Here is a 24,732-nt window from a genome sequence, read left to right as displayed (position 1 = left end):
AGAAAATGATGGATTATATTTTTGATAGTTATGGTCGAAATAAAAAGTATCTATTTACTTTTCTTGTTCTATCAATTTGTACAGTAGTTATATATACTGGACGTTTAATTGATTTTCCTAAAATTGGTGTACTATTTTTTGTTGTATTTGCTTTTTCCATTTTTCTTTTGCCCAAGAGAAATGTTGGGACCTTTCTTGCTATGCTTATTAGCGGCCTTTCATTTGCTTTCATTACACCGGTTTTGAATACGCCAGATGAACATGTTCACCTTTCAAGAACCATTCATATCGTGGAAGGTAATGTCAATATGGGGAATAAAAACATCCATATTACGGAAGATTACTTTGATGTTTATAAAAATTTCAAAAAAACATTTACCAAATCTTCTTTGTTTGAAGAAGGGCAGACGACCAAACAAGTGAAGTTTGGCAAAGAAACGGATTACAGGGCAACCAACTCATATTGGTTTATTGGTTATATCCCTCAGGCTTTGGGATTCGGGATTGGAAAATTTTTGAACTTGAGTGTCGGAGTCTCCTATTATTTGGGTCGAATTTTTAATGTCATATCTTATTGCATTTTAGCAATGATAGCAATAAGGCTAAGTGGTAAATCAAAACAATTAATGACAATGGTTGTCATGATTCCAATGAATCTTGTTTTAGCTGCGTCCTATAATCAAGATGCAATGGCTATTGGATTAACTTATATAATTATCAGTTTATTCTTAAATTTTGTAACCAATAAAGATAAAATTGTTAAATTTAAAGATTTATTAGTCTATTGTTTATTGTGTATCGTACTTGTAACGATGAAATTGCCATATGGTTTTCTGGTAGGGTTATTGTTATTTATACCTAGGAAGAAAACAAATTGTAAAAAGTATTATTTAGTAGTACTGTCTCTAATTGCTGCAGTGTTCCTTTCTATTGTATTATGGTATTTTCTTTCTAAAGAAGTTAGAGTTGATACATTAAGTCTTGATGGTGTTGACTTCGGAAAACAATTAAAAAATATTTTAACCTATCCAAAATTGTATATTCCAGTTATTTTGAGAGAGATGTTATTATCAGTTAATCATTTAAATCAATTATTTGTGTTTGGCTGGTTAGATCTCTCTATGACAGAAGTTGTTTTACCAATCTTTACTTTTTATTTGATTATTATATTTTCAAACTTAGGAAGAATTAATGTTCCAAAATTATCTATAATTGGTGCTAGTTTAGTTACATTCTCAATTATTGGTATAGTTTCTCTCACACTATATTTAACATGGACACCGATTGGAAAATTTGAAGTTTTGGGTGTTCAGGGAAGATATTATTTGGGAGTTATATCCCTGATGATTCCGGTCATATCTAGTCTCTTTAAAAGAAAAGTAGATGAAGAGAATAGAGTATCTGATTCATTTATAGTGCAAGGTAGCTTTATTATTTTGTCATTAACGGTATTGCAAATTATTTCAGTATTATATTCTGTTGTTTAGTTTTAAGTTGAAATAAGAGAAAATTGAAGCGGCCCTTGTGGTCGCTTTTCTGTTTGCATTAGGCAAAAGGCCTAGAAAATGGTATAATTGAATAGACTGTGAATGATTTGAAAGGGAACTCTATGCAACATGTTTTTATTATCGGAAGTCGTGGGCTTCCGGCTCAATATGGCGGTTTTGAGACTTTTGTGGATCAATTGGTTTCGCATCAAGTGTCTCCAGATATCCAGTACCATGTTGCTTGCCTTTCTAATGATCAAGCTTATCAACATTTTGACTACAAGGGTGTGGATTGTTTTACGATTAAAGCCCCTAAGCTTGGGCCTGCGCGTGTCATCGCCTATGATATGATGGCCATCAACTATGCCTTGAAGCTTATTAAGAAACAAGGAATTGAACAGCCGATTTTTTACGTCTTGGGCAATACAATCGGAGCCTTTGTGGCGCCTTTTGCGAGCAAGATCCATAAGATAGGCGGACGATTTTATATCAATCCAGATGGACTGGAGTGGAAGCGGGCCAAGTGGGCCAAGCCGATCCAAGCCTATCTCAAGTATTCTGAAAAGATCATGACGCGCCATGCTGACTTGGTGATTTCTGACAACCCTGGTATTGAGTCCTATATCAAGGAAGCCTATCCTTGGTCCAAGACGACCTATATTGCCTACGGAACGGACTTGTCTCCGACTAGCCTAAATAGTCAGGATAATAAGGTCCGAGAATTCTATCAGAAATGGCAGACACAGGAGAAGAACTATTATTTGATCTTGGGCCGCTTTGTCCCAGAAAATAATTATGAGACCGCCATTCGTGAATTTATGGCCTCTTCCACCAAACGGGATTTGGTGATCATTTGTAACCAGGAAGGCAATCCTTATTTTGAGGAGCTCCGAGCTCGAACTGGATTTGATCAGGATCCTCGTGTTAAGTTTGTAGGAACGGTCTATGATCAAGACCTATTGAAGTATATCCGTAAAGAAGCCTTTGCCTATATCCATGGTCATGAAGTGGGTGGAACCAATCCTGGTCTCCTAGAGGCTCTTGCTCAGACGGATCTGAATTTAGTTTTAGGGGTCTCCTTTAACCAAACGGTCGCTAAGGATTCGGCTCAATATTGGACTAAAGAAACTGGGAATTTAGCGCATTTGATTGACCAGGTGGATCCTTTGGAAGATGTATCTGAATGGGGTCAACGAGCCAAGGCTAATATGAAGCAAAACTTTACCTGGGAAAAAATTGTAGGTGAGTACGAGGAATTATTCTTATCATGAAAGTAAATATCTTGTTGTCCACCTATAATGGTGAACAGTATCTAAAAGAGCAGGTCAAAAGTATCCAAGACCAGACTTATCAAGACTGGCAACTCTTGATCCGAGATGATGGATCGACAGATGGTACGGTGGAGATCATTCAAGAGTTGGTGGCCAAGGATGAGCGCATTCGCTTTATCAACCAAGGAGCTATCGAAAATCTTGGTGTTATCAAGAGCTTCCATGCCCTTCTGAAATATGAAAAAGCTGATCTTTATTGCTTCAGTGACCAAGATGATGTTTGGCTACCAGAAAAGATTGCCCTTCAAGTAGCAGAAGCAGAGAAGCATCCTCAAGAAGTGCCTTTGCTGGTCTACACAGATTTAAAAGTGGTCGATGAAAATTTGAATGTGCAGCATGAGAGTATGATTCGCACCCAGTCTGATCATGCCAATACAGAATTGATTCAAGAGTTGACGGAAAATACGGTAACTGGTGGGGTAGCCATGATTAACCACGCGCTGGCTGACTTATGGACGGGTCAAGAAAAACATGCACTTCTTATGCATGATTGGTATTTGGCCTTGTTGGCAACTGCATTTGGGAAGCTCATCTATATCGATCGGCCAACAGAATTGTACCGTCAGCACAGTAGCAATGTTCTGGGGGCTCGTACCCTTAGAAAACGGGTTAAAAATTGGGTTCGCCCTCATATTCTTTTTGCTAAATATTGGAATCTCATTGAGTCCAGTCAAGAACAAGCAAAAAATCTATTGGATCTGCCTGTCAGTTCCCAAACTAAAGAAATCATTGAAAACTTTGTCACCATTATGGATGTTTCACTAAAAGAACGTTTGAGACGGATTCGTCAGTACGGTTACCGGAAGAACCGGGCTTTTCATACGGTTGTGTTTACCAGCTTGATTCTGACAAAGTTTGCATATCGAGGTAAAAAATAATGTTTGACGTTTTTAGTCAGAAAAATCGAATTTTATTAAGAGAATTAATCAAAACAGACTTTAAATTACGTTACCAAGGATCAGCAATCGGTTATCTTTGGTCGATTTTAAAGCCCCTGATGACCTTTACGATCATGTATATTGTCTTCATCCGATTCTTACGCTTGGGTGGAGATGTGCCCCATTTCCCAGTTGCCCTCTTGTTGGCCAATGTAATCTGGGGCTTCTTCTCAGAAGCCACATCTATGGGGATGGTGTCGATCGTTAGTCGAGGCGACCTATTGCGGAAGTTGAATTTCTCCAAACATATCATCGTCTTGTCTGCGATTTCAGGAGCAGCCATCAACTTTGTCATTAACCTGGTTGTTGTCTTAATTTTTTCATTCTTTAATGGGGTGACATTCTCTTGGACAGCTTTGATGGTGATTCCGCTATTCTTTGAGTTGTTCTTGATGGCGACAGGGTGTGCATTGATCTTAGCGACATTTTTTGTTCGTTTCCGTGACCTAGGTCAAGTCTGGGAAGTACTCCTGCAAGCCGGCCTGTATGCGACGCCAATTATCTATCCGATTACCTTTATTGCAGACCGCAATCCATGGGCTGCTAAGTTGGTCATGATGAATCCTTTGGCTCAAATTATTCAAGATATGCGTTATTTCTTGATTGATAAGGCCAATACCCCTGTCTGGCTTTTGGTGGAAAATAAGTTCTTGGTTTTGATTCCTTATGTTTTACCAATTCTTATTTTTGTTGCTGGCTTTGCTTACTTTAACAAACATGCTAAGAAATTTGCGGAGATTCTCTAATGACAGATAAACAAATTGCAGTAAAAGTAGACCATGTCAGCAAGTACTTTAAGTTGCCAACAGAGGCAACCAATAGTCTTCGAACTGCCCTGGTCAATCGCTTCAAAGGAATCAAAGGATACAAAGAACAACATGTGCTTAAGAATATTTCTTTTGAAGTAGAAAAAGGAGACTTTTTCGGGATCCTCGGAAGAAATGGTTCTGGAAAATCGACTCTCTTGAAAATTATTTCTGAAATCTATGTGCCAGAAAAAGGTACCGTCACTATTGATGGGAAACTGGTGTCTTTTATCGAGCTTGGAGTGGGCTTTAACCCAGAACTGACAGGTCGAGAAAATGTCTATATGAACGGGGCTATGCTAGGCTTCTCAACAGCTGAAATTGATGCCATGTATGATGATATCGTAGACTTTGCCGAGTTGCATGAATTCATGAACCAAAAGCTTAAGAACTACTCATCAGGCATGCAGGTTCGTCTGGCCTTTTCGGTTGCCATTAAGGCCCAAGGGGATATCTTGATTTTGGACGAGGTCCTCGCAGTAGGAGATGAAGCCTTCCAGCGCAAGTGTAACGATTACTTCCAAGAACGCAAGAAATCAGGGAAAACCACGATCCTCGTTACCCATGATATGGGAGCCGTCAAGAAATATTGTAACAAGGCTGTTTTGATTGAAAATGGATTGGTGAAGGCTTTAGGGAGTCCAGAAAATGTTGCCAATCAGTACAGTTTTGATAATACAGCTCCTTTGCAACAGGGAGGAGAAGCTAATGGAGCAGGCAATTCCAACCAGGAAGAAAAAGTCTTGGTAGAAAATTTTCAGCTTCAGTTGTTAAGCTCAAACAAATTACGTCCTCAAGATCCTATTCAGTTCCAGATTGATTTTGATGTTCGTGAAGATATCAGGACCTATATCGCTCTGTCTTTAACGGATATTGATCGGAACATTTGGATCTACAATGATAATTCTATGAATCAACTGATGAGTGGAGCTGGACATAAAACAGTTCATTATACTTGTTCACTGCCAACTGTAAATGACTTAAAAATGAAATTGGAAGTGACAGTAAGGGATGAGGAAGGGCAGATGTTGGCCTTTTCAGATGCCACCCAGACTCCACTGATCTTTATCAATCGAGATGATATTGCTTTGGATGATAAATCAGCAATGGATTCGGCAAGTGGCTTAATCCAACGCAATGGAACATGGTCAATGACTGACTAGACTGAGGGAAATATGGAAACGACGCCTTTTGTTTCGATTATTTGTACGGTTTTTAATAAAGAGCCCTGGCTAAAGAAGACGATTGATAGCTTCTTAGCCCAACAAACAGAGTTTGATTATGAGATTATCTTAGTGGATGATGCTTCAAGCGATGGATCTCGTTCTATCATTCATGATTATCAAGCCAACTACCCTGATCTGATTCGTGCCTTTTATCAGGATGAGAATCAGGGAATTTCTAAAACCTGGGTCTCTATCTGTAAAGAAGCACGTGGAAAGTATATTGCCCGCTGTGATGGAGATGATTTTTGGTTAGACCCTTTAAAACTTCAGAAACAGGTTGATTTATTAGAAAGTGAACCTGATTGCAAATGGTCCAATACAGATTTTGATATTTATGATGAACAAGGAACCCTCGTTTCTAAGGCCGGCTTTGCCAAACATACGATTCCATTAGCAGATACCTATGAAAAGATGCTTGCAACAAGAGGGTTTACCATGGCCTCTACATGGCTAGTTGATAGAGATCTGATGTTAGAAGTCAATCAAGAGTTAGACTTAACAACATCAGATGATACTTTCAACCTTCAATTGGAACTCTTTCAACGGACTTCTTTAGCCTATCTGGATGAAGCGACAGTTGCTTATACCATTAATCAAGGATCGGATTCTCGTCCAACTGATTTCAGAAAACTAGAACGCCGATTTCATAAGTTGTTGAAAACACAACTTGAGTATCTTGATAAATATCCAAATGCCGATTATAAAGAGATGACGAAGATCCTTTTAGATCGTAATAATACTTATGAGATTCGTCTTTCCAAACCAATGGATTCTCTTTCACACATCGGAATGGAGTCTGTTACCATTTATTTTGGTGACGAAGAAAATACTTATTCGGAAGATCGTACCATGACCAAACTTCTTCAAAAAGAAGATAGTCTGGCAATCGAAATTCCGAAGGGAACTTCTGTTATCCGAGTTGATCTGTCTGAAAGTCCAAGTTATTACTCTGATGTTGAATTGAGAGATTCTAACGGAAAGATTTGTTCGCCAGTTTATAGTAATGGTATCGTTACAGATAATTTGTTTCTTTTTAGTGAACCAGATCCTCAATTGATTTATGAAGTTGAAGAAGAAGGTGTGTATCAGCTGAGCTATAAAATGATTTCTATAGATAATCCCTCTGCACCGGATTATATTGGAAAAGTTTTTGCTGCCGAAATGTTAGATTATCAAAATAGTTTGAAAAATCTTGAGGCAGAGTTACAAGCTACGAAAGAAGCATATAATACAGTCATCCATTCTCGTCGTTGGACCATTCCAACAAAGATCTTGAAATTCTTTAGAATAAGGAAATAATATGCAACGTTTACTTTTATATGTTCACTACAATAAGTTTAATTTTATTAGTGGACATGTACTTTACCAATTAGAAAACATTCGTCCCTTGTATTCACGGGTGGTCTTTATCTCTAATAGTCAGCTACCAGAAGATGTGAAGTCTAATTTAGTAGCACAGCATCTGGTAGACGATATTCTAGAGCGACAAAATAGTGGCTTTGACTTTGCGGCTTGGCGGGATGGAATGAAGACAGTTGGCTTTGACCAACTGGCTCATTTTGATTCGGTTACGCTCATGAATGATACCTGCTTTGGACCGCTTTGGGATCTAGAACCCATTTATCAGCAGTTTGAACATGATGATGAAGTGGATTTCTGGGGAATGACCAATTACCGGAAAGACAAGGATTTTAACGAGCATATTCAGAGTTATTATCTCAGTTTTAAAAAACAGGTGTTGACATCAAGCGCCTTCCTAGAATTTTGGCAGGGTGTTCAAGACTTCACCAATGTTCAAGATGTGATTGATAACTATGAAACCAAGGTCACAACGAATTTCTTGGATGCTGGTTTTCGCTATAAGACGGTCTTTGATACCATTCATGAAGACACCACAGGGATGCTCTATCCGGACTTTTCTTACTACAATCCTACAGCGATTCTCCGTCATAAGGTTCCTTTTATCAAAGTCAAAACCATTGCAAACAATGAAGGAATTATGCCTTATATTTTTGACGAGTTGGAGCGTGTATCGGACTATCCATTAGACTTGATTCTCAACCACATGTCTATGATCGATCGTCCGGACTATCCTTATCTCTTGTCTCGTAAGTACTTAAAAAAACAGGAATTAGCTGGAGAGTTCGGTAAAAAAGTTGCAGTTCATCTTCATGTCTTTTATGTGGACCTCTTGGAAGAATTTCTAGATGCTTTTCAAGCCCTTCATTTCGCTTATGACTTATGGATCACGACAGATGTAGAAGAGAAGAAGCAGGCTATTGAGCAAATTCTTTCTAATCGGGCACAAGATGCGACGGTTGTGGTGACTGGAAACATTGGACGAGATGTGTTGCCAATGCTGCTCTTAAAAGAGCAACTTTCTCAATATGATTATGTAGGTCATTTCCATACCAAAAAATCAAAAGAAGCAGATTTTTGGGCAGGTGAATCTTGGCGCAAAGAATTGATTGAGATGCTAGTGAAGCCAGCGGATCAAATCCTTGCCAACATGGAAGCCAATCCAAAAGTCGGAATCACTATCGCAGATATTCCAACTTTCTTCCGTTACAATCGAATAGTGGTTGCCTGGAATGAGGCTCTTATTTCACCAGAGATGAACAAGCTCTGGGAACGGATGGGAGCGACCAAAACAATTGATTTCAAAAATCTCAATACCTTCGTTATGAGTTATGGGACTTTTGTTTGGTTTAAGTATGATGCTTTGAAACCACTCTTTGATTTGAATTTGACAGCAGCAGATGTTCCAGCTGAACCTCTTCCTCAAAATTCAATCCTTCATGCGATTGAACGCTTATTAGTCTACATTGCCTGGGATCAAAAATATGACTTTAGGATTTCTCAAAATCCTCATGTTCTGACACCATTTATTGATAATAAGCAATTGAACAATCGTGAGGATCTCCAACCGCATACCTTCGTGGACTTTAATCAAATCGGTGGGATCAAAGGAGCCTTGAAGTATATCGTGATAGGGCCTGCAAGAGCTGTGAAATATATACTAAAAAGAATGATAAAGAAAGTGAAATAATGAAACGGAAAAAAGAGTTTAATTTTAAAGAATTTATCCTCTCAGCATTATCGAAAGTCTCGAGAACTCAGTGGTATTATGGGGTTACTTTCGTTCTATTTTCTTTTTTTAATTTTTACCTAGCTCAGAACAATCTTGCAGTACATAACAAAGCAACAGGAACTGTCCTACAATATGTTAATTTTTTAGGAATTCTATTTGGAATTAGTTTCTTGCTATTAATTCCAATATTATCCCAGTTCAATTTTAAAAAATGGTTTCCTTTAAAGCTGATTGTCAGTTATTTGGTCTACAATACCCTTTCTTATTTGACAGAAATCACGATTTATTTGAATAATCCAAAATACAAGGTTTGGAATTTTGATCAGAATCCATTCTTTAGAACGGACTCCTTCCTTGTCATTTTCCTTCTGTTTGCTTCTACAGGTGGTTTGGTTCTATTACGACAGCATTATGATAAGCTGCCAAGTCGGAAAAAAGGAGGAGAAGAGATAGGCGAGAACTACCAGTATTTGGTCTTGTCGCAACTCTTGATCACCTTCATCGTAACAGACAAAAATTTTTCGACCCTTATTTACAGGACAGATAATTTTTTGTATAAGGCCTTTGAAATTGGCAAATACTCAACTCAACAATTCTGGTTGACAAATGAGTTTTTATATTTTCTATTTCCTTTGATTTCCTTGCTTGGATTCTTGTATACAAAAGGGCAGCGAGATTTCGTCAAGAACAAACCGAGTTTCTCTTTAGTGTTCTTCTCTAGTACCACTATTGCAATTGTATTGAATTATTTTATCCAATTCAGTTTAGGTCGAACAGAACCCTTCTTAGGCGTTCATTACACGATTCCAGATGCTATCTTATTTCAAATTCTTATTCTGACAGCGGTCCTCATTTTTGTTTATATTTGTATTAATCAATATTGGATTGCTACTTTCCTTATTTCATGTGTCTCGGTTTCGTTTGTTTTTGCAAATTTTGTTAAATTTAGTATGAGAAAGGAACCGGTTTTACCAAGTGATTTAACCTGGTTATCTAAACCTTTAACTTTACTTGGTTATATTGAGAAATCTCAGATTTTCATAATTATATTTTCACTGATATTGATGCTTGCTGTATTAATTTTGGGGAAAAGATATTTATTTAAGGGTAGAATTATTCGTTCATGGAAAATACAAATTGGAGCTATTGCATTGATGCTCCTATGTTTTAAGAGTGTCAATGGGATATTCAGTGATAAAGAAAACGGAAAGATCAAGGCCAATGTTCCAATCATTAGCACGTTAAATAATTATCAAGATATTAATTGGTTAGGTAATACGACTAATGCCCGTTATAAAGGGTTATCTTACGTTTGGATGAATCAATTGACGACGGAAGTTATTCCAAAACCAGATGGTTATTCCAAAGAACGTCTCGAGAAAATAGCTCAAAAATATACTAACTTATCGAATGAGATTAATAGGGAGAGAAGTAACTACTTAAATGATCAAACGGTTATCTATATTCTGAGCGAAAGTTTTTCTGATCCTAGAAAGGTTGAAGGTGTTGAGCTCACGGAAAACCCGATTCCAAATATTGAAAACATTATGAAAACCCACACGAGTGGTCAAATGCATTCAGATGGCTATGGTGGTGGAACAGCAAATATGGAGTTTCAAACTTTAACAAGTTTGCCATTCTATAATATATCACCAACTGTTTCGGTATTGTATACAGAGGTATTCCCTAAAATTCATGATGTTCCTTCTATAAGTAATACTTATTCTAGCAAAAATAAAATAGCTATTCATTTAGCTGGTGGAGCAAATTATTCTAGGGACATTGTATATTCAAGGCTGAATTTTAGCGACTTTATCACGATTAATACTAAGGGGATAACTGTTAGAAAAGAAGGAATCAGTCCGAGTGATGAATCCACCTATAATATTGTGTTGGATAACTTAAACGACAAAACCGGACAGTTCTTCTCAGTTATGACGATGCAAAATCATACCCCATGGTTAGAAGCAAACCCAGAAACCTTGGATGCCAAAGGAAAAGGTTTTAGTGATGAAGAAAATTCAAAACTGACTTTCTACAGTCGTTTACTTTCACAAACTGACACCGCCACCCAATCCTTCCTTGAAAGTCTTTCTAAAATAGATAAGAAGATTACAGTGGTATTCTATGGGGATCACTTGCCAGGACTTTATCCTGAGTCCGCTTTTAAGAATAATCCAGAGAGTCAGTATCAGACAGACTACTTCATTTGGAGTAATTTTGATGCACCGAAATTGAACTATCCTTTGGTCAATTCAAGTGATTTCTCTGCTATGGTTTTTGAACAGACCAATTCAAAAGTTTCACCTTACTATGCTTTGTTGACGGAAGTATTGAAAAAAGCAAGTGTTGATAAAAAGGCCTTAGAAGGGGAAGCACAAGAGATTGCAGAGGATTTGAAAATGGTTGAATACGACCTGATTAGTGGGAAAGGTTACCTTTCTAAAGACTTCTTTAAAGTCCCAACCAACAAATCCAATTAAGAAGGAGAGCTAGCAGTTAAAAATCTTTTTGATTTTGGCTGTCTGGCTCCCTTTTTTTTGTTTTTTATGCTAAACTATTAGATGGGGGTATGCTCATGATTAAGATATTCGGAAAGGTCCATTATCATTGGCAACCGGACTTATCCATTCTTGTGACTTATTGGTCCATTGCAGTGATTCCAGTCTTTATTGGACTAGCCTTGATGTATGAGAGTTCTAGTGTGCCAACGCTAGTTTTGTTTTCGTTCTTTTTATTTATGGCCTTGCTCGCGATTGGGGTCCACCGGTACTTCACGATTTATGAGGATGGGATCTTGCGGATTATTACTGCCAATCCTTTTACTCCAATCAAGGTGAAGATTGACTCGATCGAAAAGGTCGAAGTAAATAAGAAGTCGATTAAGCTCATTTTTAATGATGGTTCGCGCAGTCGAACATTCTGTATGCGCAAATGGCCGAAAAAATACTTTATCAATGCACTTGCCTTAAATCCCTATTTTAAGGGAGAAGTAATCTTGACGGATAATTTTATCCATGTGGATTACTATGAGATGTATTATGCAGACAAATAAAAAGCCCTCTTAATCTTTTAAGAGAGCATGAGTGGGGCATTCTTTAATAGCCTCGAGAACATCGTTTGTGACAGGGACTTCCTTTTCAAGGAGGTCGTCGTCTTCAGTAGCAAATTTAACGATGCCATTGTCATGGTAATCAAATAATTCAGAATAGGTCTGACAGAGACCGCAAGCGATGCAACGATCTGGTATTAACGTAACTTTCATACTTCTATTGTAATGATTTTTACGAGAAAAAACAAGGAGGAAGTCATGGCAAAAGAACCATGGGAAGAAGATATTTACGATGATGGAGAAGAAACATTGAAAAGAACGAGTAAGTTAAATGGAATAAAGGCAGATCGTCTGTTGACGATTTTAGCCATTATTTTCTTTGTAGTAGTAGTGGCAATGGTCTGTTTGTTGATTTTCCTTTCAACAGGTGGCAGCAATAAATCAAAACAAATGTCTGGTTTCTACAATGGTGAGACTAAGGTTGAACAGAAAACATCGGCTCCTGCAGCACAAACTGACCAAGCAGCTAAAGACGATGGTTCAAAAGATGAGAACTCTGAAGAAGGTACGATCACTGTTCAAGCAGGTGAAGGGGAAGCAGCGATTGCTGCGCGTGCGGGTATTTCCATTGCCCAATTGGAACAGTTAAATCCTTCTCATATGTCTACAGGATCATGGTATGCGAATCCTGGTGATGTCGTTAAGATTCAGTAGGAGTTGAAGACAGCATGAAACAAATTCAAATTGCCATTGATGGACCAGCTTCTAGTGGAAAATCCACGGTTGCAAAGATCATTGCCAAGGATCTAGACTATACGTATCTAGACACAGGAGCTATGTACCGTGCGGCGACTTATCTAGCTTTGCAAAATAATCTGACAGCTGAACAGGTTGATGACCTCTTAGCCCTTTTAGATCAGTATCCAATTAGTTTCGGTCGATCGGAAGAAGGAGAGCAGCTTGTCTTTGTAGCAGACGTGGATATTACCCACCCAATTCGCGATAACCAAGTGACCAACAATGTTTCATGGGTTGCAGCGCTTGCGCCAGTCCGTGAAAAACTTGTCGCTCTACAGCAAGAAATTGCAGCAGAGGGGGGCATCGTTATGGATGGACGCGATATTGGGACGGTCGTCCTTCCACATGCAGAGTTGAAGATCTTTTTGGTTGCTTCGGTTGAGGAGCGGGCAGAACGTCGTTATAAGGAGAATGTTGAAAAGGGCATCACAGCGGATCTTGAATTGTTGAAAAAAGAAATCGCTGAGCGGGACTATAAGGACAGCCACCGTGCCGTTTCTCCTTTGAAACCTGCAGCTGATGCCATTCATTTTGACACAACGGGTGTTGGAATTGCAGATGTTGTTGCCTTTATTGAAGAAAAAGCAAAAAAACTTCTTGACAAAGAATAAAAAACTTGATATCATATAAAAGTTGAGAAAAGCAGAAGTGAGAACTTCTCGCCTTGTGACGCAAGTTGCCTGGCCCCTACGGATCAAGTTTCAGTAATGAAATACATCATGTAGTTCGGGCCTGTTTTGCAGGTCCGTTCTTTGTTTTTCTCGAATAATAAAAAAGAGGTGAAAACCATAGCAAAGCAAGACTTATTCATCAATGATGAAATTCGTGTACGTGAAGTTCGCTTAATCGGTCTTGAAGGTGAGCAATTGGGTATCAAACCACTTAGCGAAGCGCAAGCACTTGCGGACGACGCTAATGTTGACTTGGTTCTCATTCAACCTCAAGCTAAACCTCCTGTTGCGAAAATTATGGACTACGGTAAGTTCAAATTTGAGTACCAGAAGAAGCAAAAAGAACAACGCAAAAAACAAAGCGTTGTGACCGTGAAAGAAGTTCGTTTGAGCCCAGTGATTGATAAGGGTGATTTCGATACAAAACTTCGCAATGCTCGCAAATTCCTTGAAAAAGGAAATAAAGTGAAGGTATCCATTCGCTTTAAGGGTCGTATGATTACCCACAAAGAGATTGGTGCTAAAGTTTTAGCCGACTTCGCTGAAGCGACACAAGATGTGGCGATCATCGAACAACGAGCTAAGATGGATGGACGTCAAATGTTCATGCAATTGGCGCCAGCAACTGACAAGAAATAATCTGTCAGAAAGTTAAAAAAAGGAGAAAATATCATGCCAAAACAAAAAACACACCGCGCATCAGCTAAACGTTTCAAACGTACAGGTTCTGGTGGACTTAAACGTTTCCGTGCTTACACTTCTCACCGTTTCCACGGAAAAACTAAGAAACAACGTCGTCATCTTCGTAAAGCATCTATGGTGCATGCAGGAGATTTCAAACGTATCAAAGCAATGCTTACTCGCTTGAAATAATTGCGTATTCGTAAGTAAAGAATTCTAGGAAATATTGGAGGAAATATAAATGGCACGTGTTAAAGGTGGCGTTGTATCACGCAAACGTCGTAAACGTATTCTTAAATTAGCTAAAGGTTACTATGGAGCTAAACATATCTTGTTCCGTACTGCAAAAGAACAAGTAATGAACTCTTACTACTATGCATACCGTGACCGTCGTCAAAAGAAACGTGACTTCCGTAAATTGTGGATCACACGTATCAATGCGGCAGCTCGTTTGAACGGACTTTCATACTCACAATTGATGCATGGTTTGAAATTGGCTGAGATCGAAGTTAACCGTAAAATGCTTGCTGACTTGGCTGTTAACGATGCAGCAGCTTTCACAGCTCTTGCAGATGCAGCTAAAGCAAAACTTGGTAAATAATGTTTATAATAGGCTGGGCAGAAGTTGTCCAGCCTTTGATGTATGATAGAAATAACTGTATGACGCAGTGATTGATTGGCTTCTTTGTTCGCCTTATAAGCTCCAAAGATAGCCTAATCAACTGTGCGGGGGTGGGAAAACGAACTCTTTTTTACTAGTCAGAGTTCTTTCCCACTCCCTTTTTTTCTTGTTGATTTCATGCTATAATGAAAATAATCGTAACCGATATGAGGAGGATATAAAGGTGACACATAATCGACTAGCATGGGATGAATATTTTGCAGCACAGGCCTTACTGATTTCGAATCGAGCGACATGTAATCGAGCGAAAGTAGGCGCTGTTCTGGTTAAGGATAATAAGGTCATTGCAACAGGGTATAATGGATCCGTTTCTGGGACAGATCATTGTCTAGAGGATGGCTGCCTCATGGTCGAGGGACACTGTGTCCGGACGATTCATGCGGAAGTCAATGCTATTTTGCAAGGAGCTGAACGTGGAATTCCAAAAGGCTTTACAGCTTATGTGACGCATTTTCCTTGCCTCAATTGCACCAAGCAGTTGCTTCAAGTCGGTTGCAAGCGGGTAGTATATATTCATCAATACCGCATAGATGAATATGCCGAATACCTCTACCGTGAAAAAGAAGTAGAACTGGTCAATTTACCAATTGAAGAAGTGAAAAGAGCTATTGCAGAGGCTGATTTTATTTAGGGAAGATTTCCAGCCTATTTCATGATATGTTAGCAATCTAATTGGAAACCTGTCCAAATTAATGTTTAAGAGATAGCATTGAATAGATGGCTATCATGAAAAGAATAATGGAATCAAGTATAATGGTGTTAAAGGAAAAACATAAAAATATAAGAAAGGAAGGAGAAAATGATGACAAACCAAGAGAAACATTTTGAGGGAAATAAAGAACATAGTAAGATCAGTGAAGATCATCCCAATTCTATATTTGTTCAGAATCCTCCAAAAGAAAATAGCTTACATTCTATTCTTCTTTCAGTAACCTTTTACCTATCCATTATCTATCTTGTATTGTTTGTCTTTTTCTTTAATATTTTGGGATTTTTCATGTTGTTGATTTTTCTAACACCAAACTTCTTAGGTGTTGCTATTGGAACCATTTTACTTGGACTAGGGATGAAGAAGGGGAATAAAAGCCTCCTCTATACGAGTGTTGGACTCTATCTGCTGTCTATCATCTTGGGTTTTGAACTAGATTGGGAAATTTTTCGAATCGCTCCGTTACTGCTAGGTATTCTGGTTTTAATTGGAACACTCTTAGTTGAAGAAGAGAAAAGCTCTTAATCAAAAAATGGGTATGGTCAACTCTACTCAATAAAAAGTATTCGGGTCGATCAAAGAGATAGTTAAATCAGTTCTTCCTCTCTATTTTTAAGCGCTATTATTTGAAAGAATAACTAAAAATGTTAGGAGAAAGTTATGACAGATCAACAAAAAAATCCTGAAGTAGATAAAGAAAAAGAGGCATTTGTTTCAGATGAAAGTCTTCTTCCTAACGATGAAATGAAGCTAGAAAAGAGAGTTGGGACTTCTGCAATACTTTCTTTTGCCCTGTTCATAGCCATTGCTTATATAGTTTTACTTTTATTAGGTCTCTTTGCAATGGGAACGTGGGCTGGTGGATTTTTGTACTTTTTGGGAATCCATATGATTAGCTTTTTTATTGCAACTATCCTGCTTTGGAATGGATATGTGAATGGCAATAAAGCAACTCTTTTTATAGCAGTAGCTATTTATGTTTTTTCATTTATTGCTGCGGGTGATCCGGATTGGGTGATTAATCATATACCACCGCTTGTAGTAGGAGTGCTGGTTTTGATTGGAACTGTATTGTTAAAAAATGAAGAGTGATGATAGCAGGTAGGGTGTTCAATCCTATCTTTTTTATTAATTCCTGAGAGCAAGCGAAGAAAACGATTACAAACTATGTTATAATTTAAATAAATGAATCGTTAAATACTTTTCTTAGAAAGCGGAGGAGAATCTATGTCTAGAAAAAAATGGTATGGTATACTGCTAATTCTTGAAGCAATTCTTTATCTTGTTTCTTATGGTAGTAGTCTAGTAGAGAGCTATAATGTCCAAAATTTAAATGGAAATACACCACTGATCACTACCTCTAGTATTTTTTCTATATGGAATGGAATGATTATTTGCTGGGTAATTTGGAGAATTATGAAGCAACGTTTAAATGTTGAAGGATTGATAGCTGTTCTTCTCCTCTCAATTACTCAACAACTTATGTTTGTTTTACCCCCTTTTTCCCCAACAAATCTGATGAACATTTCCTTTGTGCTAAATATCATTTGTTTAATATGGATTTGCTTGCTTATAAAGAATGTAGAAATGAGGGAGCTTTTAAACGATTGGAAAAGTAAAGATGGTTGGAAATCAACGATAACTTATTTAGTACTATTTGTTGCCTCAACCAATATATCTCCATTATTTATATTGTTTGGTATGGATAGAACGAGTGTAATTTACGCTTTTACACTGCGATACACTGTAATGGAGTTAATGTTTCTACTTCTGATTAATGTTATGATCACAAGTACAAGTGATAAACTTCAGAAAGTATTTTCTCTTTTGATAATTTTATCTTCTCTTGTTGAGATAGGTGTAGTATACTCTTTCATCTCTCGTATAAGCTTCTACGGTCTCTTTTATCTTCTCTTATCGATTTATATTGTTTGTCGTGTTTTTGGTTTGTTTGATAAAGTTGCAGATAGCTGGGAGTCCAAGGTGAAAGTACAAGATGTATCATCTATTGAAACTAAACCAGAGATGGAATACCCTCAAGTAGAAGGAGAGATAGATGTAAACGATCAGTTGAATGCTGATATACAATCAAACAATGATAAAGAGAATTCGCCAAAGAGGATCATTCTTCATTCGTCTTGGTTATGGAGCGCCCTTATAATAGCAGTCTGCCACCTTGGTATTATGATTTTTCCTTTATTTTTAGGAAACCCCATGTATCTACTGATCTTATATATTGGTGCCATCCATTATATTTGTTTTATGATTGCGACTATATTACTTTTCATAGGTATGAGGAATGGAAATGTGGGTCTCTTAAATACATCAGCCGTCTTATTTATTGTTTCCATCATAGGTACGCTAGATCCTTATTGGACAGGTCCAAATATTTTATCCTTGGTTTTAGGAGTCCTGGTATTTATTGGAGGTATATTTCCTAAAAATCTAAATAAAGAATAGGAAAATTTGGAGTATTCTACTAAATGTGGCAACTGTTATATCATTCGCGTTCAACTTTCTACTTTAAACAACTTGAAATTTCCTATTAGGGATTAAGGAAAAAGATATAGTTTTAAACTATATCTTTTTCTTTTTAGAAATAAAGAAGTTATGAGAGAAATTGTGTTATAATTAGATGTTATATGGTCCCGATAAGGTGGTAGAAATCTTCTATCAGTACTTTGTAACTCTATAACAATATTTTTTAAGGGGGGACATTTTTATGTCAGAACGTAAACTTTTCACGTCTGAATCAGTATCTGAGGGGCATCCAGATAAGATTGCAGACCAAATTTCAGATGCTATTTTAGATGCTATTTTAGAGCAAGATCCAGAAGCTCACGTGGCTGCCGAAACAGCTGTTTATACTGGTTCCGTGCATGTCTTTGGCGAGATTTCAACGACTGCTTATGTGGATATTAATCGTGTGGTTCGTGATACCATTGCAGAGATTGGTTATACTAATACGGAATATGGATTCTCAGCTGAAACTGTAGGAGTACACCCATCTTTGGTGGAACAATCTCCTGATATTGCCCAAGGGGTTAATGAAGCCTTGGAAGTTCGTGGGAATGCGGATCAAGATCCACTTGATTTGATCGGAGCAGGAGACCAAGGTCTCATGTTTGGTTTTGCAGTGGATGAAACAGAAGAACTCATGCCATTACCGATTTCACTCAGCCACAAGTTGGTTCGTCGTTTGGCAGAGCTTCGTAAGTCTGGGGAAATTAGCTATCTTCGTCCAGATGCCAAGTCACAGGTCACTGTCGAGTACGATGAAAATGACCAGCCAGTGCGCGTGGATACAGTGGTTATTTCAACTCAACACGATCCAGATGTCAGCAATGAACAAATCCACGAAGATGTGATTAACAAGGTCATCAAGGAAGTGATTCCAGCTTCTTATCTAGATGAGGAGACCAAATTCTTCATCAACCCAACTGGTCGCTTTGTTATCGGTGGACCTCAAGGGGATTCCGGTTTGACAGGTCGTAAGATCATCGTGGATACTTATGGTGGTTATTCACGTCACGGTGGTGGTGCCTTCTCTGGTAAAGATGCCACTAAGGTGGACCGTTCTGCTTCTTATGCAGCTCGCTACATTGCCAAAAACATCGTAGCGGCAGGTCTTGCTAAGAAAGCAGAAGTGCAATTGGCTTATGCCATTGGGGTTGCTCAACCTGTCTCTGTTCGTATTGATACCTTCGGTACTGGAACAGTCGCTGAAAGCAAATTAGAAGCAGCAGCGCGTCAAATCTTTGACCTTCGCCCAGCAGGAATCATCCAAATGCTTGACCTCAAACGTCCAATTTACCGTCAAACAGCGGCTTATGGCCATATGGGACGGACAGATATCGACCTTCCATGGGAACGTTTGGACAAGGTTGAAGCCTTGAAAGAAGCTGTAAAATAATTAGTTGAAATGGAAAAGTTAGGGTCAAGTTGATCCTAGCTTTTTTTCGTTTTGAAAATTCCTACAGATGGAAAAATAGGTCGATCTGTGGTATAATAGATGCAGTATTTTGAATACGTTGTCCCTTTTATTTCCGTTGCAAAAAACGATAGTAAAAGGAAAAAGACTTGAAAGAGCTAATAAATTATTAAGATGAAAAAAATTGTAATAAATGGTGGTCGCCCTCTAAAAGGAGAGGTGACCATTAGTGGTGCAAAAAATAGTGTAGTAGCCCTGATTCCGGCGACCATTCTGGCGGATGATATCGTGACCCTTGATGGGGTACCGGATATCTCCGACGTGGCGAGTCTGATTGAAATCATGACCATCATGGGGGCTAAGATCGAGCGCAAAGAAGACAGTTTGATCATTGATCCACGTGGGGTGAAGAATATGCCCATGCCATTTGGAAAGATCAACAGTTTACGAGCTTCCTATTATTTCTATGGCAGCTTATTAGGACGCTATGGTCAAGCAACGGTTGGGCTTCCTGGTGGGTGTGACCTTGGACCACGTCCTATCGATTTGCATTTGAAGGCCTTTGAAGCGATGGGAGCCGCTATGACCATGGATGGCTCTAGTATGAAACTTGCGACTGATGGCAAGCCTCTTCAAGGAGCTAACATCTATATGGATACTGTTAGTGTCGGTGCAACGATCAATACGATTTTGGCAGCGGTCAAAGCTAAAGGTCGGACAGTGATCGAAAATGCTGCGCGGGAACCTGAGATTATCGATGTGGTGACCTTGCTCAACAACATGGGAGCCCATATTCGTGGAGCAGGAACGGATATCATTATCATTGATGGTGTTCAGAATTTGCATGGAACGAGACATCAGGTGATTCCGGATCGCATCGAAGCAGGAACTTATATTGCTCTTGCAGCTGCTATTGGAGAAGGTATCCAGATCAACAATGTCCTGTATGAGCATTTAGAGAGTTATATTGCCAAGTTAGAGGAAATGGGTGTGCGTATGACCATTTCTGAAGATAGTATCTTTGTAGAAAAGCAGACGGGCTTGAAGGCCATCCAGATCAAAACGTCTCCTTATCCTGGTTTTGCGACTGATTTGCAACAACCGATCACACCTTTGCTCCTAACGGCTGCTGGACGTGGACGAATCGTTGATACGATTTATGAAAAACGGGTCAACCATGTACCAGAATTGGCTAAAATGGGGGCCACTATTTCGACCTTGAACGACCACATTATCTATGAAGGGCCAAATCAATTGGCAGGATCCAGTGTGAAAGCGACGGATCTTCGAGCTGGTGCGGCTTTAGTGATTGCAGGTCTCATGGCTTCTGGAACAACAGAAATTACAAATGTGGAATACATCCTTCGCGGGTATTCAGATATTATTCATAAATTGACCCAACTTGGAGCAGATATCCAGTTGGTAGAGGAATAGTGACAGAACTAGGGATCTGATAGTGGCGGCTGGATACACGAACAATGGAGTTTGAAATGAATATTTGGACGCACTTAGCTGCCTATTCACTAATTGAAACACAAAGGTTGTATTTACGACCTTTTCTCTTTGAGGATGCGGAAGATTTTTATAAGATTGCTTCGAATCCTGATAACCTACAATTTATCTTTCCTGCACAAGCCGATCTTGCTGAAACTCAATATGTACTAGCCAACTATTTCATGAAAAATCCCTTGGGGGTTTGGGCGATCTGTGATAAGGAAACTAATCAGATGATCGGCTCCATCAAGTTTGAAAAGTTGGATGAAATCAAGGGTGAGGCTGAGTTAGGCTACTTTTTACGCAAGGATTTTTGGGGAAAGGGTCTGATGACAGAAGCGGTCAAAGAGTTGGTTTATCTATCATTTGAGAAATTTCAACTGAAGGAGCTTAAGATTATTACCCATGTTGAAAATGCAGGGAGTCAAAAGGTCGCTTTAAAGGCTGGCTTTCGTCTCTTTCGTCAATTCAAAGGGAGTGACCGCTATACGCGTAAAATGCGCGATTATTATGATTTCCGCCTAGGTAGAGGGGACTTCTATGAGTAAACACCAAGAGATTTTAGACTATCTCGAAAAATTACCGATTGGAAAACGGGTCAGTGTCCGCAGTATCTCCAATTTTTTGAATGTCAGTGATGGGACGGCCTATCGTGCCATTAAAGAAGCTGAAAATCAAGGAATTGTCGAAACGCGTCCTAGAAGCGGGACCATCCGTGTCAAATCGCAAAAAGCTGTACTAGAGCACCTGACTTATCGGGAAATTTTAGAAATCACCGGTTCTGAAATATTAGCTGGTGAAGAGGGACTCGAAAAAGAATTTAATAAATTTTATATCGGTGCCATGACAGAAAAGCACGTCCTTGACTATGTGTCTGAAGGGGGGCTTTTGATCGTGGGTGACCGCACTAGCATCCAACGATTGGCTCTTAAGCATGACAACGCGGTCTTAGTGACAGGTGGCTTTGAGGTGAGTGAAGATGTGATTGATCTGGCCAATCAGGTGCAAATCCCAGTCATCCGAACTTCACACGATACCTATACCGTCGCGACCATGATCAATAAGGCCTTGTCTAACATGCAGATCAAGACGGATATCTTGACAGTAGAACAGGTCTATCGGCCCTTCCATGAGTACGGCTATCTTTCTGAGACGGATACGGTCCGGGATTATTTAGATTTGGTTCGAAAGAATCGCTTTAGTCGTTTTCCGGTTGTCAATCAGCACCAGATGGTAGTGGGCGTCGTGACCATGAGAGATGCCGGAGATAAGGCGCCTCAGACGACCCTTGATAAGGTGATGTCACGGACCATTTTTACCACTAATTTGTCCACCAGCATTGCGACGATTAGCCAACGGATGATCGCTGAAGATTATGAAATGATTCCTGTTGTTCGTAATAACCAGACCTTGCTGGGTGTTATTACGCGTCGGGATGTCATGGATCGGATTAGCAAGGTGCAGTTTTCGAGCTTACCAACCTTTAGTGAGCAAATTGGTCAAAAGATTCAAACAGAGAACGACCATTACCAATTCACAGTGGAGCCAAGTATGCTGGAGAAAAGCGGTGTTTTGGCCAATGGAGTCATGATCGAAGTGCTGATGAAGGTTATTCGCAAGATGATGCAACACAGTGGGCGTAGCTTGATTGTCGAACAGTTGATCATCAATTTTTTACAGGCTGTGCAGGTGGATGATGTGATCCGCATTGAACCACAACTAGTTCGACGAACCAGACGTTCGGCCTTGGTTGATTTTAGCTTGTATTTAGATCTGCAGCTGGTCGCGAAAGCAACCATTACCATTAAGATTAATTAAACAAAAGAAATGAGGAGACAATGATTACATTAAAATCACAACGTGAAATTGAAGCCATGGATCGTGCAGGAGATTTCCTTGCCAGCATCCATATTGGATTGCGTGACTTGATCAAGCCAGGGCTCGACCTTTGGGAAGTAGAAGAATATGTCCGCCGTCGCTGTAAAGAAGTCAATGTCTTACCACTTCAAATCGGAGTAGAAGGCAGTCTCATGGACTATCCTTACGCGACTTGTTGCGGTTTAAATGATGAAGTTGCCCATGCCTTTCCCCGTCATGTTATCCTGAAAGATGGTGATCTCCTCAAGGTAGATATGGTCTTATCTGAGCCACTCGACAAGTCTGTTCTGGATGTTTCAAAATTAGATTTTGATAATGTAGCCCAAGTGAAGAAATACACGGAGTCCTATACTGGTGGCTTGGCGGACTCTTGCTGGGCTTATGCGGTTGGAAATGTTACGCAAGAAGTCAAAGATTTGATGGACGTGACTAAAGAATGTCTTTACAAAGGAATTGAGAAAGCAGTCGTAGGCAATCGCTTGGGAGATATTGGCGCAGCGATTCAAGAGTATGCAGAAAGCAAAGGCTATGGCGTGGTGCGTGACTTGGTCGGCCACGGTGTCGGCCCTACCATGCATGAAGAACCAATGGTACCGCATTACGGTCGTGCTGGACGCGGTCTTCGTTTGCGTGAAGGGATGGTCTTGACGATTGAGCCAATGATCAATACCGGTACTTGGGAGATTGATACTGATATGGAAACTGGTTGGGCCCACAAGACCCTCGACGGTGGCCTTTCTTGTCAATACGAGCATCAATTTGTGATTACAAAAGATGGTCCAGTGATCCTAACTAGTCAAGGTGAAGAAGGAACTTACTAAAAGATTGAGAGGAAAGAATGGAGCTGAAGGCACGTGTCTGGTTTCGCTCTTTGCTCTTTTTTAGTAAAAATGGGGAGGTGACGAATGAAAAAGGTCCTACAAAAAGTACTGGCTCAGCCATTTATAAAGGGCTTCGTGCGGTTTTATCAGAGTGCAGAGTCTGATATCACCAGTATTGCAGTTGCCTATTATTTGCTGATCTCCATTTTCCCTTTGATGCTGATTGCAGCCAATATTCTGCCTTACTTTCATATTCGTCCTACCCAGATTCTTTTGAGCTTACAAAAAGTCTTGCCAGCCTCCTTATATCGAATAGTGGCACAGATGATTTCGAGTGTCTTGACCAAACCTTCGACAGGCTTACTGAGTTTCTCGATTATTTCTGCTTTGTGGATCTTCTCTCAGAGCATTGCCTACCTCCAAAAAGCCTATAACAAGAGTTATGGGGTGGAAAAGGAGCGTGGTATTATCTGGGGGCGACTCTTTAGCTTTCTGATCAGTTTTGCCTTGCAGGGTTTGTTTGGACTCTCGCTGATCCTTTCCATGTTTGGGAAAATGATCGTTCGTTATCTCTATCAGACCTTTTCATTTGATCGGACGATTTATGTGCGCTTACTGAATTTGACAGAGCCGACCATCTATCTCTTGCTTTTTGTTAGTCTGGTCTTGCTCTATTACACCCTTCCAAATGTCAAAATTCCAAAATTTAGATATGTTCTTCCAGGAGCGACCTTCGTTGTTGCTGTCCTGTATGCGATCTTGAATATCTTTTGGAAATATGTGGATCGTTATGTGAGTCATTTTTTAGATGCTCGTTTCTTCGGTTCGGTCGTCCTAGCGGTCATCATGTTTTGGTTCATCTTGGTGGCAAAAATCATGATTATTGGTTGTATTTTAAACGCCAGTATCCAATTTGCCAGAGAAGCCAAGTTCCAAACGCGCAGTGGAGAAATTGTCTCTAAGTTAAAATCAGAAGAAGTGGACTTTCGGCATAGAGAAGTTTCACAAAAATTAAAGCGTCGGTTACGCTTGATAAAAAAAGAAAAAACGGAATAAGGAAGAGTGGGACAGAAATCGGTCATTCGTTAGAATTCGATTTCGTCGTCCCACCTCCGCACAGTTGAGTAGGGCTGTAA

Annotated in this window: 25 protein-coding genes and 1 other annotated feature; of the genes, 24 read left to right on the top strand and 1 reads right to left on the bottom strand. The window is 39.3% G+C overall.

Annotated features, from left to right (window positions below):
• Positions 1-8 precede the first annotated feature (8 nt).
• The 9 genes from K1I56_RS08245 to K1I56_RS08205 all read left to right on the top strand — a co-directional run bounded on the left by K1I56_RS08245 (position 9) and on the right by K1I56_RS08205 (position 11,934).
• On the top strand, positions 9-1,487 hold the full coding sequence (locus tag K1I56_RS08245) for a DUF2142 domain-containing protein (protein ID WP_223325735.1): 1,479 nt from the start codon (positions 9-11) through the stop codon (positions 1,485-1,487).
• A 122-nt stretch (positions 1,488-1,609) separates the two neighbouring features.
• Complete coding sequence (cps2T, locus tag K1I56_RS08240) at positions 1,610-2,758, top strand: beta 1-4 rhamnosyltransferase Cps2T (protein ID WP_223325734.1); 1,149 nt, start codon at positions 1,610-1,612, stop codon at positions 2,756-2,758.
• A complete protein-coding gene (locus K1I56_RS08235) occupies positions 2,755-3,696 on the top strand; it encodes a glycosyltransferase family 2 protein (RefSeq protein ID WP_223325733.1) in 942 nt (313 codons plus the stop codon). The genes cps2T and K1I56_RS08235 overlap by 4 nt, the downstream gene beginning before the upstream one ends.
• Positions 3,696-4,502 (top strand): ABC transporter permease, encoded by an 807-nt coding sequence (locus K1I56_RS08230; protein WP_003003247.1) that lies wholly within the window; start codon positions 3,696-3,698, stop codon positions 4,500-4,502. Before K1I56_RS08235 ends, K1I56_RS08230 begins: the two co-directional genes overlap by 1 nt.
• On the top strand, positions 4,502-5,725 hold the full coding sequence (locus K1I56_RS08225; RefSeq protein ID WP_223325732.1) for an ABC transporter ATP-binding protein: 1,224 nt from the start codon (positions 4,502-4,504) through the stop codon (positions 5,723-5,725). The genes K1I56_RS08230 and K1I56_RS08225 overlap by 1 nt, the downstream gene beginning before the upstream one ends.
• Before the next feature lie 12 nt (positions 5,726-5,737).
• The gene (locus tag K1I56_RS08220; RefSeq protein ID WP_223325731.1) at positions 5,738-7,087 is read left to right on the top strand and encodes a glycosyltransferase; all 1,350 of its coding nucleotides are present in this window, start codon (positions 5,738-5,740) and stop codon (positions 7,085-7,087) included.
• A 1-nt stretch (position 7,088) separates the two neighbouring features.
• Complete coding sequence (locus tag K1I56_RS08215) at positions 7,089-8,837, top strand: rhamnan synthesis F family protein (protein WP_223325730.1); 1,749 nt, start codon at positions 7,089-7,091, stop codon at positions 8,835-8,837.
• Positions 8,837-11,362 carry an LTA synthase family protein gene (locus tag K1I56_RS08210; RefSeq protein ID WP_223325729.1) on the top strand — a complete coding sequence of 842 codons (2,526 nt, stop codon included), beginning with the start codon at positions 8,837-8,839 and terminating at the stop codon, positions 11,360-11,362. Before K1I56_RS08215 ends, K1I56_RS08210 begins: the two co-directional genes overlap by 1 nt.
• Positions 11,363-11,457: 95 nt before the next feature.
• Positions 11,458-11,934: an EbsA family protein gene (locus K1I56_RS08205; protein ID WP_223325728.1), complete on the top strand. Its 477-nt coding sequence runs from the start codon at positions 11,458-11,460 to the stop codon at positions 11,932-11,934.
• Between the two features lie 9 nt (positions 11,935-11,943).
• Here K1I56_RS08205 and K1I56_RS08200 read toward each other — a convergent pair whose 3' ends face one another.
• Entirely contained in the window at positions 11,944-12,144 is a 201-nt protein-coding gene (locus tag K1I56_RS08200; RefSeq protein ID WP_155169015.1) for a ferredoxin, read from the bottom strand.
• Between the two features lie 45 nt (positions 12,145-12,189).
• On the opposite strand from K1I56_RS08200, the gene K1I56_RS08195 reads away from it, so the two are divergent.
• The 15 genes from K1I56_RS08195 to K1I56_RS08125 all read left to right on the top strand — a co-directional run bounded on the left by K1I56_RS08195 (position 12,190) and on the right by K1I56_RS08125 (position 24,652).
• Entirely contained in the window at positions 12,190-12,645 is a 456-nt protein-coding gene (locus tag K1I56_RS08195) for an SAG1386/EF1546 family surface-associated protein (RefSeq protein ID WP_223325727.1), read from the top strand.
• Positions 12,646-12,659: 14 nt separating this feature from the next.
• Positions 12,660-13,340 carry a (d)CMP kinase gene (cmk, locus tag K1I56_RS08190; protein ID WP_031574170.1) on the top strand — a complete coding sequence of 227 codons (681 nt, stop codon included), beginning with the start codon at positions 12,660-12,662 and terminating at the stop codon, positions 13,338-13,340.
• 23 nt (positions 13,341-13,363) lie between these two features.
• Positions 13,364-13,492, top strand: a sequence feature (ribosomal protein L20 leader region).
• A gap of 16 nt (positions 13,493-13,508) precedes the next feature.
• Positions 13,509-14,039, top strand: a complete 531-nt coding sequence (infC, locus tag K1I56_RS08185; RefSeq protein WP_003003721.1) for a translation initiation factor IF-3 — start codon at positions 13,509-13,511, stop codon at positions 14,037-14,039.
• A gap of 33 nt (positions 14,040-14,072) precedes the next feature.
• Positions 14,073-14,273, top strand: a complete 201-nt coding sequence (gene rpmI, locus K1I56_RS08180; protein WP_003003453.1) for a 50S ribosomal protein L35 — start codon at positions 14,073-14,075, stop codon at positions 14,271-14,273.
• Between the two features lie 49 nt (positions 14,274-14,322).
• Entirely contained in the window at positions 14,323-14,682 is a 360-nt protein-coding gene (gene rplT, locus K1I56_RS08175) for a 50S ribosomal protein L20 (protein ID WP_000124830.1), read from the top strand.
• 244 nt (positions 14,683-14,926) lie between these two features.
• Complete coding sequence (locus tag K1I56_RS08170) at positions 14,927-15,394, top strand: deoxycytidylate deaminase (protein ID WP_049490930.1); 468 nt, start codon at positions 14,927-14,929, stop codon at positions 15,392-15,394.
• Between the two features lie 168 nt (positions 15,395-15,562).
• Positions 15,563-15,997: a hypothetical protein gene (locus tag K1I56_RS08165; RefSeq protein WP_223325726.1), complete on the top strand. Its 435-nt coding sequence runs from the start codon at positions 15,563-15,565 to the stop codon at positions 15,995-15,997.
• A 135-nt stretch (positions 15,998-16,132) separates the two neighbouring features.
• A complete protein-coding gene (locus K1I56_RS08160; protein WP_223325725.1) occupies positions 16,133-16,564 on the top strand; it encodes a hypothetical protein in 432 nt (143 codons plus the stop codon).
• Between the two features lie 135 nt (positions 16,565-16,699).
• Entirely contained in the window at positions 16,700-17,932 is a 1,233-nt protein-coding gene (locus tag K1I56_RS08155) for an ABC transporter permease (RefSeq protein ID WP_223325724.1), read from the top strand.
• A 262-nt stretch (positions 17,933-18,194) separates the two neighbouring features.
• Positions 18,195-19,385 (top strand): methionine adenosyltransferase, encoded by a 1,191-nt coding sequence (metK, locus tag K1I56_RS08150; protein WP_049474766.1) that lies wholly within the window; start codon positions 18,195-18,197, stop codon positions 19,383-19,385.
• A 192-nt stretch (positions 19,386-19,577) separates the two neighbouring features.
• On the top strand, positions 19,578-20,837 hold the full coding sequence (locus K1I56_RS08145) for a UDP-N-acetylglucosamine 1-carboxyvinyltransferase (protein ID WP_223325723.1): 1,260 nt from the start codon (positions 19,578-19,580) through the stop codon (positions 20,835-20,837).
• Positions 20,838-20,893: 56 nt separating this feature from the next.
• Positions 20,894-21,445 carry a GNAT family N-acetyltransferase gene (locus K1I56_RS08140; RefSeq protein ID WP_223325722.1) on the top strand — a complete coding sequence of 184 codons (552 nt, stop codon included), beginning with the start codon at positions 20,894-20,896 and terminating at the stop codon, positions 21,443-21,445.
• Positions 21,438-22,715 carry a CBS-HotDog domain-containing transcription factor SpxR gene (gene spxR, locus K1I56_RS08135; RefSeq protein ID WP_049515543.1) on the top strand — a complete coding sequence of 426 codons (1,278 nt, stop codon included), beginning with the start codon at positions 21,438-21,440 and terminating at the stop codon, positions 22,713-22,715. The genes K1I56_RS08140 and spxR overlap by 8 nt, the downstream gene beginning before the upstream one ends.
• 20 nt (positions 22,716-22,735) lie before the next feature.
• Positions 22,736-23,596, top strand: a complete 861-nt coding sequence (locus tag K1I56_RS08130) for a methionyl aminopeptidase (protein WP_223325721.1) — start codon at positions 22,736-22,738, stop codon at positions 23,594-23,596.
• An 84-nt stretch (positions 23,597-23,680) separates the two neighbouring features.
• A complete protein-coding gene (locus K1I56_RS08125; protein ID WP_049471986.1) occupies positions 23,681-24,652 on the top strand; it encodes a YihY/virulence factor BrkB family protein in 972 nt (323 codons plus the stop codon).
• Positions 24,653-24,732: the final 80 nt, after the last annotated feature.

It is taken from the genome of Streptococcus parasanguinis, assembly GCF_019929185.1.
Taxonomy (GTDB): domain Bacteria; phylum Bacillota; class Bacilli; order Lactobacillales; family Streptococcaceae; genus Streptococcus; species Streptococcus parasanguinis_O.
The sequence above is the reverse complement of the archived record's forward strand: the minus strand, read 5'-3'. Positions and strand labels throughout refer to the sequence as shown.

Bases quoted from the DNA above. Each gene is read 5' to 3' on its own strand.
- K1I56_RS08245 (WP_223325735.1), top strand. From the start codon at position 9: ATGGATTATATTTTTGATAGTTATGGTCGAAATAAAAAGTATCTATTT.
- cps2T (WP_223325734.1), top strand. From the start codon at position 1,610: ATGCAACATGTTTTTATTATCGGAAGTCGTGGGCTTCCGGCTCAATAT.
- K1I56_RS08235 (WP_223325733.1), top strand. From the start codon at position 2,755: ATGAAAGTAAATATCTTGTTGTCCACCTATAATGGTGAACAGTATCTA.
- K1I56_RS08230 (WP_003003247.1), top strand. From the start codon at position 3,696: ATGTTTGACGTTTTTAGTCAGAAAAATCGAATTTTATTAAGAGAATTA.
- K1I56_RS08225 (WP_223325732.1), top strand. From the start codon at position 4,502: ATGACAGATAAACAAATTGCAGTAAAAGTAGACCATGTCAGCAAGTAC.
- K1I56_RS08220 (WP_223325731.1), top strand. From the start codon at position 5,738: ATGGAAACGACGCCTTTTGTTTCGATTATTTGTACGGTTTTTAATAAA.
- K1I56_RS08215 (WP_223325730.1), top strand. From the start codon at position 7,089: ATGCAACGTTTACTTTTATATGTTCACTACAATAAGTTTAATTTTATT.
- K1I56_RS08210 (WP_223325729.1), top strand. From the start codon at position 8,837: ATGAAACGGAAAAAAGAGTTTAATTTTAAAGAATTTATCCTCTCAGCA.
- K1I56_RS08205 (WP_223325728.1), top strand. From the start codon at position 11,458: ATGATTAAGATATTCGGAAAGGTCCATTATCATTGGCAACCGGACTTA.
- K1I56_RS08200 (WP_155169015.1), bottom strand. From the start codon at position 12,144: ATGAAAGTTACGTTAATACCAGATCGTTGCATCGCTTGCGGTCTCTGT.
- K1I56_RS08195 (WP_223325727.1), top strand. From the start codon at position 12,190: ATGGCAAAAGAACCATGGGAAGAAGATATTTACGATGATGGAGAAGAA.
- cmk (WP_031574170.1), top strand. From the start codon at position 12,660: ATGAAACAAATTCAAATTGCCATTGATGGACCAGCTTCTAGTGGAAAA.
- rpmI (WP_003003453.1), top strand. From the start codon at position 14,073: ATGCCAAAACAAAAAACACACCGCGCATCAGCTAAACGTTTCAAACGT.
- rplT (WP_000124830.1), top strand. From the start codon at position 14,323: ATGGCACGTGTTAAAGGTGGCGTTGTATCACGCAAACGTCGTAAACGT.
- K1I56_RS08165 (WP_223325726.1), top strand. From the start codon at position 15,563: ATGATGACAAACCAAGAGAAACATTTTGAGGGAAATAAAGAACATAGT.
- K1I56_RS08160 (WP_223325725.1), top strand. From the start codon at position 16,133: ATGACAGATCAACAAAAAAATCCTGAAGTAGATAAAGAAAAAGAGGCA.
- K1I56_RS08155 (WP_223325724.1), top strand. From the start codon at position 16,700: ATGTCTAGAAAAAAATGGTATGGTATACTGCTAATTCTTGAAGCAATT.
- metK (WP_049474766.1), top strand. From the start codon at position 18,195: ATGTCAGAACGTAAACTTTTCACGTCTGAATCAGTATCTGAGGGGCAT.
- K1I56_RS08145 (WP_223325723.1), top strand. From the start codon at position 19,578: ATGAAAAAAATTGTAATAAATGGTGGTCGCCCTCTAAAAGGAGAGGTG.
- K1I56_RS08140 (WP_223325722.1), top strand. From the start codon at position 20,894: ATGAATATTTGGACGCACTTAGCTGCCTATTCACTAATTGAAACACAA.
- spxR (WP_049515543.1), top strand. From the start codon at position 21,438: ATGAGTAAACACCAAGAGATTTTAGACTATCTCGAAAAATTACCGATT.
- K1I56_RS08130 (WP_223325721.1), top strand. From the start codon at position 22,736: ATGATTACATTAAAATCACAACGTGAAATTGAAGCCATGGATCGTGCA.
- K1I56_RS08125 (WP_049471986.1), top strand. From the start codon at position 23,681: ATGAAAAAGGTCCTACAAAAAGTACTGGCTCAGCCATTTATAAAGGGC.